Source organism: Flavisolibacter tropicus (assembly GCF_001644645.1).
Classification (GTDB): Bacteria; Bacteroidota; Bacteroidia; order Chitinophagales; family Chitinophagaceae; genus Flavisolibacter; species Flavisolibacter tropicus.
Genome location: NZ_CP011390.1, coordinates 1904410 through 1917003, shown reverse-complemented (window position 1 = coordinate 1917003; position 12594 = coordinate 1904410). Strand labels below are relative to the sequence as shown.

General features: G+C 41.0%; 10 protein-coding genes and 1 pseudogene. 4 read left to right on the top strand and 7 right to left on the bottom strand.

Annotation, left to right across the window (positions count from 1 at the left end; translation table 11 throughout):
* Nucleotides 1-497: 497 nt before the first annotated feature.
* The 3 genes from SY85_RS08040 (at nt 498) to SY85_RS08030 (ending at nt 4162) form a co-directional block, all read left to right on the top strand.
* Nucleotides 498-1538: a hypothetical protein gene (locus SY85_RS08040; RefSeq protein WP_066403304.1), complete on the top strand. Its 1041-nt coding sequence runs from the start codon at nt 498-500 to the stop codon at nt 1536-1538.
* Between the two features lie 647 nt (nt 1539-2185).
* The gene (locus SY85_RS08035) at nt 2186-3454 is read left to right on the top strand and encodes a tetratricopeptide repeat protein (protein ID WP_148661137.1); all 1269 of its coding nucleotides are present in this window, start codon (nt 2186-2188) and stop codon (nt 3452-3454) included.
* Between the two features lie 387 nt (nt 3455-3841).
* Nucleotides 3842-4162 (top strand): GYD domain-containing protein, encoded by a 321-nt coding sequence (locus SY85_RS08030; RefSeq protein WP_066403298.1) that lies wholly within the window; start codon nt 3842-3844, stop codon nt 4160-4162.
* A 97-nt stretch (nt 4163-4259) separates the two neighbouring features.
* Here SY85_RS08030 and SY85_RS08025 read toward each other — a convergent pair.
* The 5 genes and pseudogenes from SY85_RS08025 to SY85_RS08005 all read right to left on the bottom strand — a co-directional run bounded on the left by SY85_RS08025 (nt 4260) and on the right by SY85_RS08005 (nt 9874).
* Nucleotides 4260-4861: pseudogene (locus SY85_RS08025) on the bottom strand (VIT1/CCC1 transporter family protein).
* Nucleotides 4862-5476: 615 nt separating this feature from the next.
* Nucleotides 5477-6742 (bottom strand): sensor histidine kinase, encoded by a 1266-nt coding sequence (locus SY85_RS08020; protein ID WP_082886335.1) that lies wholly within the window; start codon nt 6740-6742, stop codon nt 5477-5479.
* 57 nt (nt 6743-6799) lie between these two features.
* Nucleotides 6800-7528, bottom strand: a complete 729-nt coding sequence (locus SY85_RS08015) for a response regulator transcription factor (protein ID WP_226999046.1) — start codon at nt 7526-7528, stop codon at nt 6800-6802.
* A 138-nt stretch (nt 7529-7666) separates the two neighbouring features.
* The gene (locus SY85_RS08010; RefSeq protein WP_066403294.1) at nt 7667-9163 is read right to left on the bottom strand and encodes a trypsin-like peptidase domain-containing protein; all 1497 of its coding nucleotides are present in this window, start codon (nt 9161-9163) and stop codon (nt 7667-7669) included.
* Between the two features lie 246 nt (nt 9164-9409).
* Entirely contained in the window at nt 9410-9874 is a 465-nt protein-coding gene (locus tag SY85_RS08005) for a tellurite resistance TerB family protein (protein WP_066403293.1), read from the bottom strand.
* Nucleotides 9875-10061: 187 nt separating this feature from the next.
* On the opposite strand from SY85_RS08005, the gene SY85_RS08000 reads away from it, so the two are divergent.
* A complete protein-coding gene (locus SY85_RS08000) occupies nt 10062-10865 on the top strand; it encodes a CHAD domain-containing protein (RefSeq protein ID WP_066403291.1) in 804 nt (267 codons plus the stop codon).
* A 202-nt stretch (nt 10866-11067) separates the two neighbouring features.
* On the opposite strand, the gene SY85_RS07995 is transcribed toward SY85_RS08000, so the two are convergent.
* Nucleotides 11068-11832: an SDR family NAD(P)-dependent oxidoreductase gene (locus SY85_RS07995; protein WP_066403289.1), complete on the bottom strand. Its 765-nt coding sequence runs from the start codon at nt 11830-11832 to the stop codon at nt 11068-11070.
* A 168-nt stretch (nt 11833-12000) separates the two neighbouring features.
* The gene (locus tag SY85_RS07990) at nt 12001-12435 is read right to left on the bottom strand and encodes an SWIB/MDM2 domain-containing protein (protein WP_066403288.1); all 435 of its coding nucleotides are present in this window, start codon (nt 12433-12435) and stop codon (nt 12001-12003) included.
* Between the last annotated feature and the right edge of the window lie 159 nt (nt 12436-12594).

Below are 12594 nucleotides of genomic sequence, written 5' to 3'. Positions count from 1 at the left end.
TAACAGAATAAATAATTGGTGTTTAGTATCAGCTTGCTTTATTGTTGGCATTGATTGATAAAGGTTCTATTATTGTCAAAAAGGATTAGAATAAATGGTTGCAGCCCTTTAATTCGCCGCTTGTACTTGAGGATGCCAGCCTTAAGAAAACAATCTCCATCTGGCATAAATATGTCGTCTGGCTTGGAACGCACAGGGTACTAGTGCAGTGTCATATGACTAGTTACAGTTTGTACACTATATATTTTAGTAGCTTGTAGATAGCATAGATATTTTTCTTAACCACATTAACCTTGAATTATGAAGCTAATAAAATGCTTTATTTCCCAGCTACTATTGTTTGGAGTAGTATATAGGTTATGAAAACAACCTTAACAATACTTTACTGCCCTTATTATTTCAAAAAAGCAAATAAGTTTACACCTTGGTAGCAGCATTTGTATGCCTGTATATCTCATCCAATATCCTGCTCAACACATAACACCTAAACGTACCTTATGGCAAAACATTTACTCTCAGCATTATTGCTTGTTATTCTATTATACGGCTGTGCGTCTACGGCACATAAAAAAACCTTTACTAATTCTGCCAGTAGGAATAGCACCAAGAATAAGCAATCGCTTGCAACTCATTTTGAAGAAGTAGATACCAGCTTATTTGCTCCTGGCGATCTTACAGAAGGCAAAACACCTGTTGCCTTGACGGAGCTGCCGCGAACAACAGATGGAGCCTTTGTATTAGCGCCGGGCTTTTATGAAGCTGATTTTAAGACCTATTGTCTTCAGCCCGGCACACCGGGACCTTCATCTAACGATGCGTATTTTCAGGCATCCCTACAAGGTCCACGCAAAGAGATCATTGAAGATATCCTGCTTAATTCACGTAAGCAATCTCAACTCGATCAAAAGAACATACAGCTCTTGTTATGGTCTGTAGTGAGTCGTTCTCAGTTTCAAAAACTATCCCCAGATGTACAATCAGCTGCCTGGCAATTATTGACTCCTAAGCAGATCTTTGAATTGAACGGTGGCGTGTTGGGAGCAGCAAGGACGGTGGCGAGGGTTTTACCATCGTCAGGGTTTCAAAGCAGCTTACAACAGTTGTTGGATGTTGGATCCTCATCGTATGAAGCCTATGAGCGCCTGGCGGTATTGACTACTCCTTCTCAAATCAGTAAGCCTCATATGAAGCGCGATCAATGGTATAAGCAGGAAGAAGGCTATTTTGTACGGTATCTGCCCAACAACTACCAGCAAACGAAAATACAGGTATATGTGCCAGAAGGGGTTGCAGATTCAGTGGCACAGAATGCTGATGATTACGTAGTGTTTGATCCTACCAGCATGATGATATCTCCTGCAAATTCTAATGCCCAGCGCTTAGGTGTTGGCGCTCCTGTGCGGGATGTTGTGGTAAAGGTGATCGATGTTATTAAAACGCGTAAGGAAAGTCAGCGTAAAGAGCCTAAGAAAAGTCCCCCTAAAGAGACCAATAAATGGAAAACGCCTCCGATGACGTTACGTGCAACTGAATCCTAGTTTAATAAATGGATTGATAGCACAATTTAAGAAAGTCTATACCTTATAGTACAGGACTCATTTCTAGCATTTGCGCTGAGAAACAAACCCATTTCGTTGTTTCTGGTTTCCCACCAAACTATTTGTTTAATAAAACGGGTTTCTTGCCAATACTTAAGGCTATGCTTTTATTATCCTTATTGGATTTTAAAAGATTTTTTTTATTTAAGAAGATAAGCTTGTGTAATATCAGAAATAGGTGCATCTAGGTGGTAGCAATCGCTATTAATTAAACTGTTTGACTTATGAAAGTTTATATACTGCTGCAATCCCTTAGGATTTGAATGGCTGGACCTAAAAAACTACCCTACAGCCATATGATACTTTGGTGGGATATCACTTAAAGTATTTAGATACAGATGTAATTATTCGTGCTGGCTGTATATATGGGATTGTCGCAAAACTTTATTATAAAAAATAACTATTGTCTTAACGCCTTATAGGTCATCATGCGATTATTTAGACTTTGTTGGTCGTTGACTAACGACAACTAAGTGATTTTTCTTATGAAATGTTGCATGGGCTTAACTTTGCGCGTATTTTTAAAGTAATTCCCTAGGCTTGCTTATTTGCTTTTAGCAGGTTATCGGAAGCCAAAACCGCCAACTATGAGATTGATTTTCAGTACCCTCTTTTGTCTTTTTACCCTCTGTCTCAGCGCCCAAAATCAGTGGTCTGCTGTGATGACACAGGGAACCGCAGCACAGTCGTATGACTATTTTTATTCTTTAGAAAGTGCTAGTACCTATATCTCCGACCAGTTAAAAAAGGGGTATGTGCCTACAGAGATTGTCTATGGCGATGGTAAATGGTATGTAGTTACTACCTACACAGCTGTTGAAACGACTGTCTCCTGGAAATGGGGCCCAGACTTCCCTTCAGATTGGATAAAAGGTGAGTGGGATAATAAAAAGTATATTACCAAGGTTACGTATGGCAATGGAGCGTGGTTTGTAATAATGGCCACAGACAAAAACGTAAAAACGCAAAGCTGGGGAACGCGCGATACTTGGGATGGTATGAAGAAATATATAGACGATACGTGGAAGGAGAACTCTCGCTATAATATTACTGACCTGGCTTATGGAAACGGCATTTGGGCTGTAATTCTTACTGTAATGGAGACGTATGAGCACCAGAAATTCAAGGCCAGTGAGTCGTTTCCTAGCAGCTGGATACAAGAGCAGTATGATGATAAGTATAACATTACCTCAATTGAGCATGATGGCAAGCAGTGGATTGTAGTAATGACCAAACAGGCTACCTCTAAGGGCGAAACGGCCTTTCTTCCAGAAACATCATTCCCTACTTCTAAAATAAAAGAACAGTGGGATAAGGGAAGACGAATAAACTCTTTTATCTATTATAAGAAAGAAGAGAATAATGAGGAGCAATTTAAAAAATACCTAAAAGATGGCTCTGACCACTTAAACGGCAAGTATTATAATTTGGCAATAGCAGATTTTAAGAAAGCCCTTGAACTCTATCCTTCAAACGCTAGTGCGCTAAATAACCTGGCTTGGGCGCAATACCAGGCTGGTTATTGTAATGATGCAATGGAAAGTATAGATAAGGCATTGGCGCTGGAAAAAACACGATATAATAATCACACAAAAGCATCAATACTGATGTGCAAGAATCGGTGTGATGAAGCGGTTCGTTATTACGATGAAGCTATTCGCCTCTATAAACAGGAGCTAGGTGCTATTAAAGAAAGCTTATACTTTGTTGACCGGGCCAAAGCGAAAAAGTGTAAAGGTGATTACAGTGGTGCAAAAGACGATTTACAGGAAGCTATAAAACTGGAACCTAATAATGTCAGCTTTAAGAATGAGTTGATTGAAGTATATGAACTTATGAATAAAAAGAGTTTATAAATAAGAAGACTGTTGGTAAAACAGTTAGCTCTTAAAGTATTAGAAAACGTTGGCTGAGGCCAACGTTTTCGTTTTGGCTTACCTCCTTAGTGGCTCTTAATATGTGATTGATAGCCAGTGTAAAAGCGATGCATCAGCATCACTTTTACTTTTAGTGGGAGCCCTCTCTGCTAAAGCTGAGTAGGAACTCTGCATCTGATATTGTATCTTTTATAGGCATTGTATCTGAAGTTTATGCTCCCCTAATCTTTGTATCAGTTGTTGTATTTGAAAAGAGTAGCTCATGGTAGTCAACCTCTTTTTTCTTTATACTCAATTGGAGCCCACCTTATAAGGACTGGACCAATCCGAAAAGCCGTAAGAGTAGAAAAATTAAATTACCAAACAATGAAAAAGTATTTGATTAAAGGATCTTACAACGCAGAAGGAATTAAAGGCTTAATGCAGGAAGGTGGCTCTGGACGTAAAAATGCTGTTGAGAAAATGCTGGCAGATATGGGTGGCAAAGTGGAGTCATTCTATTATGCATTTGGAGAAGATGATGTATATGTGGTTGTAGAACTCCCTGATGATATTTCTGCAGCAGCTGTGGGATTGCGAGTGAATACAGCAGGCCTGGTTAAAATTACAACAACTGTATTGCTTTCACCTGCAGATGTTGATGAAGCCACTAAGAAAAATGTTAGCTACAGGGCGCCTGGGGGCTAAGTAATCAAGAACAGAACTTTATTTAATAAAAGGGAATCCTTAGTTGGCGATTGCCGTCGACCGGTTGCTTATTTTCTATTACTGGATATACAAGTCGTTACGAAACGGATACACCTATAAGCTTACCAATTCCGAATGTGATAGCGGCCGCTAATAATCCAAATATAACCTGCCGAAAGCCGGAATACCATACATTCTTTCCAGTAAACAAGGTAATAGCAGCGCCAATTAAAAACAAACCTATTGTACTAAAGATCACACTCATAATGATGGCATTATAGCCACCGCTAAACAGAAAGGGAGAAAGGGGATAATGGCACCTATAGAGAATAATATGAAGGAATAGATAGCTGCTTCAATAGGTGAGCCTTTTAGTTCGTCTGCATTAATGCCCAATTCTTCCTTTACTAGTATTTCATGGGCGTGTTCTTTATCTTTTATAGTATCTGCCGCCATTTCATACGCCTGCTCTTTAGGAATGCCTTTGGCAATGTAGATCAGGGCCAGTTCTTTCATTTCGCCTTCAGGATTGGTTTCCAGTTCTTCCATTTCAACCTGCATTTGATTTTCGTACAGCTCCTGTGAGCTTTTTACCGATATCCATTCGCCCAGCGACATGGATAAGGCTCCCGCCAACAAGCCCGCAACACCGGCTAATAAAACGGCTGTGCCACCTGCCGTAGCACCAGCAACTCCCATTACCAGGCTGAAGTTGGAAACCAAGCCATCATTACCTCCTAGAACGGCTGCCCGTATAGCATTGCCGCCAACAGTGCGGTGCCGGCTTTCAAACTTGGATAACTGGGATCCTGTAACCTTAGACTGCTTTTCAAGAATAGCACGTAAGATGTTTACATGGTTGGTCTCTGAACCGGTAAGCTTTATTTTTTGATTTTCCTTGGTGATTATAACAGCGTTGGATATACTTTTCTCGGTGTCCATTAGGGATCCCAAAACATAATCATAGCCAAACGTCTTCCCAATCCTGTTCAACACTTTGGCTCTCCAGGAAGGCTGCATTACTAGCGATACTTTCTCTTTTTGTGCAAAGGCTTCTGCATGGCTTTTTTCTATTTCGCTCATTTGTCGATATACATCGGCAATGGTGGGATCGTCTTCATGATTGGCTAACTGTTGGTATAAATAAGATGCATCTATTTCGGTCTGTATGCCTTTATTCTTTTTCATGGTGACGTGGGTTGGTTAGTTCATGAATGCTCTCATACTTTTCAATACCAGTAAGATGAAACGCGTAAATAGAGAAACTTCCTTGGTTATTCGGACTTATTAAAGGTAACTAAATACTAGAAGCTACTATGCCTGGCTTATACAGAAGCGGTGCATACTCTCCGCGTATTGGTAGGTGATCTTTAACTGCGAGGTATCAACAATGCGTTTTACAATGGCTAGCCCTAAGCCGGTGGAGTGTGTGGTGCCCTTATTAGGAGTTTGGAAACGTTGAAACAAGTGTTGGGCATCGAGGGCTGGCTGCTGGCTGGTATTGCTGATACAAAATGAACTGCGGCTAACTTGAATGTTTATCTTACCGCCTTCCTCATTGTATTTAATGGCATTACCCAGCAAGTTGCTTACCAGAGAGTCGGCAAGGAAGGGGTGTAGTCGGGCAGTGAAATCTTCCTCAGCCTGTATATGTACTTGTAATTGTTTGTCTTTAATGATCTCATCAAAAAGGCGCAGGTATTTCTGAGTAACGTTGGTTAGGTTGATTGTTTCGGTAGCCACAAATTGGTTGTTTTCTATTTTGGCAAGTAATAGTAAGGATTGATTAAGCTTGCTTAATCGGCTTAAAGCCTCGGTGGCCTGTGCAATGGAGCCTACCTGTGTGTCGTTCAGTTGGCTGTCTTGAAGCAGCAACTCCAGCTTGGATTGTGCAATGGCAAGAGGTGTCTGCATTTCATGCGCGGCATTTTCCGTAAACTCTTTCATGTTCAGGTAGTCGTGCTGTATCTTTTGCACCATGGTATTGAGGGCACCATTTAGCTCATTAAACTCTTTGGTATTCGTTTCTTCAAAACGGACAGCTTCCATTTTCTGGAGCTCCAGGTTGCGTACTTTTTGCAGGGATGCCCTGAAAGGTCGCCAAAGGCGATTACTGATCATCCAGTTAAATAGCAATGTTGCTATAAATAAGCCTCCAAATACCAACAGCATGATATAGGTAATATTGGAAACCAGTGCCAGTTTTTGTTCCTGCGACTTACGGATCACAATCTGGTAAGGAACACCGTTAATATCTACTATATGCGCTAATTGGCGATAAGGAATTTCTTCATTGGAACGAGCCTTTAGACCGTTGGTGTTAGTGATAGTGGGGTAGGGCGTAGGCTCTTCCTGTGCCGGATGGATCAGCAGGTCGGGCGATTGCAATAGGAAGTTAGATCCATTTGCGGTAGCAGCTTCCAGGTACTGGATCCATTGTACCTCTTCATAAACCAGCTCTTTGTCAGCCCGTTCATTGATTTGCGTGCTGTATTGCTTGTATAAAAAATAACCACCAACCACCAGCAGAGGTATCATGGCTAATAAAAAATAAAGAGTTGTTTTTGTGAGTAGTCGCATGCTTACGCTTTTACTGTTCTGTTTTCCTATTCCATAACTCTTTGGTGTAAATATCTACTAATGATCGGTAAAACGGTAGCCGACACCGTGTACTGTTTTTATATAATCCTCACTACCGGCATCAATCAGTTTCTTACGCAGGTTTTTAATATGGGTATATATAAAATCATAATTGCTTACCTGCTCGTATTCGTCGCCCCATACGTGAGTGGCTATGGCAGCCTTGGTCAGTACCCTTCGCTGGTTGGCAATAAAGTACTCCAGCAACCGGTATTCTTTCTCAGTAAGATCTACCGGCTTACTATCAATACTTACGCGTTGTGCATCGGGTTCTAGCCGGATTTCCTGGAAGCTGATAGTTTTGCTGCCTCCAAAATTGCGCCGTCGTATAATGGCTTGTATGCGTGCGCTAAGCTCAGATAGGTGAAAGGGTTTGGTGAGATAATCATCTGATCCTAATTCAAGCCCCGTGAGTTTGTCTTCCAGGGAAGCCCGGGCTGAGATGATGATGATGCCGGCTTTGGCTTCAATTGCCTTCAACTCTTTTACGATATCCAATCCACTTCCATAAGGCAGGTTAATATCTACTACTACACAATCATAATCATACTGCTGCACTTTTTGCAAGCCTGCTTTAAAATCAGCAACCGCTTCACATACAAAGCCCTGCTGCTCAAGGTAGGTCTGTATCGATTCCCGCAAGGCTGGCTCGTCTTCAATGATCAGGAGTTTCATGGTGGTAAAAATACCCCCTGTCTCCCTAAAGGGGAGACTTAGATCTATCATTCTTCTATTATTTATCTCACTTTTTATGAAAACTTAAAAGGTCAGAGCTAACTCTGACCTTAATGTATATTGAGGGATGATCGCTAGATAGGCTTTGTCGCGCTGGTCTCCCCTTTAGGGCTTGGGGGCGTGCCGGGCTTATTGCAAGTCATTCAACGCATACTGATATTCCCGCTGTGGATTGTTAGGATAGATGCCACTGATGATAGCACTGTTTCCGGCGCTTTGCAGGGCGGCATTTAGCTCGTCTACAGAGGTAATTCGCTGGTTGTTGATTTTAGTGATGATAAAGCCTTCTTTGATGCGTGTTTGTTCTGTTAATACACCTTGTGAAAGGGATTTTACAGACACACCACCAGCTATACCCAGTTGTGAAGCTTGTGCTTTTGGCACTGCTTCAAAACTAGCGCCCAGGCTTTCAACAGCTTGCTCTTTCATACTGGCATATACACCAGATTCACCTTTCAACGTTGTAGAAGCTGTTTTCTCGACACCATTACGTTGGTAACTAATGCTCACTTTATCGCCGGGGCGCATAGTAGCTATCTTTTCTATGATCTGTGTGCCGGTATTCACTGGGATGCCATTTACTTTGGTAATAAAGTCACCTTTCTGAATACCCGCTTGGTATGCAGCACTGTTTTGAGCTACGTCCATTACAAACACGCCATCACCTTCCTTTACGTTATATTTCTGGCGATCTTCATCGCTCATTTGGTCATAACCAAACATTACACCCAGGTAAGCTCTTTTGGTGCTACCATACTTTACAATATCAGATGCAATTTTCTTAACCATATTAGATGGAATAGCATAACCATAGCCGGCATATGAGCCTGTAGGTGAAGCAATAGCACTATTGATACCAATCAGGTCGCCATCAGCATTAACAAGGGCACCGCCACTGTTACCCGGGTTAATAGCTGCATCGGTTTGAATAAAGGCCTCTAATGGGGTTTTGCTGTTCTGACCATTGATACCAATACTTCTGGATTTAGCACTTACAATTCCAGAAGTTACAGTTACATCCAGATTCAGTGGGTAGCCAATGGCTAAAACAGATTGACCTAAATGCGTATCATCTGAATTGGCGAAGCTTAAGAAGGACAGGTTACTAGCGTCGATTTTAATAACAGCCAGATCGCTGCTGGCATCTTTACCTACTACCTTGCCTTTATAGGTTTTATTATTGCTCAGTGTAACAGACAGCTCATCAGCGCCATCTACTACGTGATTGTTGGTTACAATATAACCATCGGCACTAATGATCACGCCGGATCCGGAAGCGCGCTGCGGTTGTGCTTGCATGTTGCCTCTGCCGCCAAAGAGTTGGTCAAAGTCGTCACCAAAGAAATCTCTGAATGGATTGTTTTGCAAGTCTTGAACATTTGCCTGTTTGGCCTTTGTAAGTGTTTTAATATGTACAACGGCTGGTACAGCTTTGTTGGCTGCTTTTTCAAAATCAATTACAGGGTCGGCTGTGCCGGTATATTTAGCACTCTTAAATAGTGAACCGTTATCAGTAGTATCTAGAATTGGTAATTTGTTTTGTTGATACTGACTATAACCCCAGATGCTTCCCAAGGAAGTAGCTGCTGCCACTGCTACAGTTGCCAATGATTGTTTTATTGTCATGGTTGCTTACAATTTGTTTTCATTGCAAGCTTAGTTCCCACTTCTGAAGCATTTCTGAAGATTTTTGTAAAAGGACTGTTAAACGAGGGAAGAGGTGAGTGGTGAGTTGTGTACGGCGGGTATTGGAAAATGAGTAATGGGAGAAAAGAGCTGATTTATAGAGGAGAAAATGGTGGTTTTAATTCTAATTGTTAGGTAGAGAAGAACACTTGGGTAAAGTGAAATTATTAGGGAATAGGACTGGTGTTAGCTAATCCAGTTTCCTTTGTTTTTAATCAGTAATACTTCTGTTATTTTATCGGTTAGATTATCGTCCAAAGCCAGCCTTAAGCTTAGATAATCCAAAAGGTTTTCTTCCTTTCGTGTCAGGTAACCTTTGGTTAATAGGATTTCAACTATAATGCAAAAGAGTGTAGGCGCATTTTCTGGATTTATCAATCTAGCGGCAGCACGTATAATTTCTTTTGGAGGTAACAGGTCGCTTATTTTTTTTAGTTCAAAAAAATAATCCAATGTTTGATGTCCGCTGAAAAAGCTCTTTGAAGTTATGAGCTTACAAAACGTTTTTCTCGCTTCTTCTGAAATATCGCCATTAATACAGGCAATTGTATAGGCAATGGCAAACCAGGCAGCATGCTCATTTGAAGGAACGTAACTGAAAGGAGCAATAGGCGTCAAGGTGGGGGTGGCTTGATTGTAAAAACTTCTCATAAATTAACTGTTTACAGGTTAATTAAAATGCGAATAGACTGCCTTTTACAATATTTCAATGAACAGGTGCCAGATACTATTTAAAGTTACGAAATTATTCAGGTGTGCTTATTGATGTACTTATTTCTAAAGGGGGTAATTTATTAATTGATGAGCTGCTAATACTGTTCTTTTAGCATCAGCCACTATGAAAGAAAAAGCTATCCTTGACGTATTGAAATTGCGAATGAAAAGGCTCAAGAAACATTTTTTGAAGCTCAGGAAAAGCTTTGATCCTGAAGAATTGCACGATTACCGCCTGGAAATGAAAAAACTAAAAGCATTCTTGCGCCTGCTAAATACACACAGAACGCATCACGAAACACTTAAGTTGAACCGGCACTTAAAAACCTATTATAAACTGACAGGGAACCTAAGAAACCTGCAGCTACATGAGCAGCGCATTCAGGAATTGGCCAATGAGAACCATCTGACATTGCCTGTTGTTTTCACGGAATTATTGGAAAAGGAAAAAGAAAAGGCGATAGAGCAATTACGGGTTGAAGAGCAAAAGCTTTCATTTAAAAAAAATCGTAAAGATCTCCTTTCCCCTATTCAATTGGAGATAAAAGCCGGTGAGCGGAAAAGCTACCTGTTAAATCAACATACTGCATTAATTGCAATCCTGGCCCCAGCTTCTTTTAGTGACGATGACTTACATGATGTAAGAAAGATCGTTAAGGATATTGGATATAATCGCGATTACCTGGGCTCGTATATGTCACTCCTTCTACCAGCCTTATTGGTGAAGAAAGAAGAAGCTGATGGCCTGGCAGAGAAATTGGGCGAATTCCATGATCTATGTGTATCGCAAACCCTTCTTCATTTACCTGAAGTTATTCAAATAAAAGAACTTGCTGAAAGTACGGTACTGCAGGAATTGCAGCGGGTGATTGAGTGTAAGAAAAGAACGATGAAAGAAGAAGTGCTACAACAGTTTGCCAATATCTAGTTGGTGGCTTATTCTCTTCTGCACATAGTTTTTTATTTAGTTATCAATTCTGGACGAAGAGGCCGCTGATTCGGATTCAGTCATCCCCGACCACCTGCTTAGCATTCAAATGCCAACTATCTATTAGCCTTAATTAGCAATCCTCCTTTTAAGAAGTGCAAAACGGAAAGTGTATAAATGCTTGCAGTATAAAGCATATGGCCTATGTATTAATTCCTCCACTCACTTCTATACGCTGTGCATTGACCCAGCGAGCTTCATCAGAGCAAAGAAAAGCCACCACACCACCAATGTCCTCGGCTGTGCCAACACGTCCTAATGGAGTTACACTACTAAGACGTTCTTTCATTTGTGGATTACTGCGAATAGCTGAACTATTAAAATCTGTCTCTATTGGGCCGGGAGCTACTACGTTTGCACGAATGCCTTTGTGGCCTAGTTCTTTCGCCAGGTATCTGGTAAAAACCTCTATAGCTCCTTTCATAGAAGCATATACGGAGTAACCAGGATTGGCAAAGCGTGTGGTACCCGTTGAGATATTAATAATGCATCCGCCTTGGTTCAGATGTGGTAACAGTCCTTGTGTAAGAAAATAAACGCCTTTAAAATGTACATTTAAAAACTCGTCAAACAGGGCTTCTGTTACATCTGCAAATGGCACTGTAGCACCCATGCCAGCATTATTGATCAGGAAGTCCAGTTGGCTGGTGTTCCATTTGTCTTGTAACGTATGCTTGAGTTCTTCAACAAAAGAGCCTAAAGAGTCAACCTTCGACATGTCAAGTGCTAAGGCTGCTGCTTTTTGTTTCGAACTTTCTATTTGTTTGACCACTTCTTCTGCCTCTGATTTGTTGGTGCGATAGGTAAGAATAACATCAATTCCCTTTTGAGCTAAACTCAATGCCATGTCTTTCCCTAATCCACGGCTGCCGCCGGTTACAAGGGCTATTTTAGTTGTTGCTGTCATAAGTAATCAATTGGCCGTTTAAAAGATGAATAACATATGGCGTCAAACCATGTGCCGGTAATTAATGCAAAGTTCAGTGCCATAAAATAAAAAAGCCGGTAGTAAATACCGGCTTTCGTATAAGCTTGAGCGTTATAGATGCTGTGTTCTGCAGAACAAGTAGGTCATCTATTTCACTACGTGGTTATTGACAATTTTTGCCAACTCAAACATAGAGATCTGATTTTTGCCAAACAGCGGTTTCAGCTTAGCGTCGGCATTGATCATACGCTTGTTCTTTTTGTCTTGAAGGTCGTTCTTCTTAATATAGTCCCAAACCTTCTTTACAATCTCTGTACGAGGTAAAGCCTTGTTACCAATTACTTCTGCTAATGGTCCGCTAGGTTGTAGGGGAGCCATGAAGGCCGCATTAGGTTTACGGGCAGATTTTTTAGCTGCTGCTTTTTTAGGAGCTGCTTTCTTTGCAGGAGCTGCTTTTTTAGCTGCCGCTTTTTTAGCAGGCGCCTTAGCTGATGCTTTCTTTGCTGGAGCAGCCTTTTTAGCAGGGGCCGCTTTTTTAGCAGCTGCTTTTTTAGGAGCTGCTTTCTTTGTTGCTTTTGCCATTTTTTATGAGCATTTAAGGGTTAGACAAACGTTATTTCGACCCTTAATTTAGGATAAACTCTTAATAGTTTATACAATTGTTTTTCACACCCTGTTTTTATAGGTAATTAAGCAGGTTCAAAGGGTGGTAAAAACCACGGTCTGGTTAACCTAAAAAGC